The sequence below is a fragment of the Pseudomonas sp. NPDC087346 genome, from assembly GCF_044744235.1.
In the GTDB taxonomy this organism is placed as follows: Bacteria; Pseudomonadota; Gammaproteobacteria; order Pseudomonadales; family Pseudomonadaceae; genus Aquipseudomonas.
Genome location: NZ_JBIUXX010000077.1, coordinates 22007 through 22594 on the forward strand (window position 1 = coordinate 22007; position 588 = coordinate 22594).

Below are 588 nucleotides of genomic sequence, written 5' to 3' on the forward strand. Positions count from 1 at the left end.
CTGAATTCTAGAAGTGAAAGGCGTTTGGCGCCTGACGCGGCACCGCTATATATAGTGGCTACAAGGTGAGGTCAAGCGCAGGGTTCTGCGCGCACTCGACTTATGGCTTGGAAAAAAGGCTCGGTTCGGCTTGCACCAAAGCAAAGCGCGGGACCTGCTCGCCGTCAACCTCGACGGACTCCATGAACATGCTCAGCGGGCGCACCCAAAAGCCGAATTCGCCATACAGGGCTTGGTAAAAGACCACTTCTTCTTCGGTCTCGGAGTGCCGCGCAATACTGAATACACGGTACTGCGGACCTTTGTAATGTTGGTAGAGCCCAGGTTGTATCGGCATGCTTCGGCCCTCACTCAAATTTTTTCAAAAAAAAAATAAAATAAATCCACAAAAACAAAAACCGGGGCACTTGGCCCCGGCTTCCATCGACGAGACGCTTAAACGCGTTCGAAGACGGTGGAGATGCCTTGGCCGAGACCAATGCACATGGTGGCCACCCCGAAGGTGATGGCATTTTGGTTGATCACTTTTATGAAATTGAGTGAAATCTTGTGATCTGTTATTCCGTATTGTTGTTGATGTGTTTTTGT

General features: G+C 50.2%; 1 protein-coding gene and 1 pseudogene. Both read right to left on the minus strand.

Annotated features, from left to right (window positions below; genetic code table 11):
• Positions 1–100: 100 nt before the first annotated feature.
• A complete protein-coding gene (locus tag ACIOZM_RS28235) occupies positions 101–337 on the minus strand; it encodes a DUF1653 domain-containing protein (protein ID WP_401220105.1) in 237 nt (78 codons plus the stop codon).
• 98 nt (positions 338–435) lie between these two features.
• Positions 436–525: pseudogene (locus ACIOZM_RS28240) on the minus strand (hypothetical protein); the annotation flags it as partial.
• Between the last annotated feature and the right edge of the window lie 63 nt (positions 526–588).

What these genes read in the sequence shown, in the direction of transcription:
- ACIOZM_RS28235 (WP_401220105.1), bottom strand. Translation starts at nt 337, where the DNA reads ATGCCGATACAACCTGGGCTCTACCAACATTACAAAGGTCCGCAGTAC.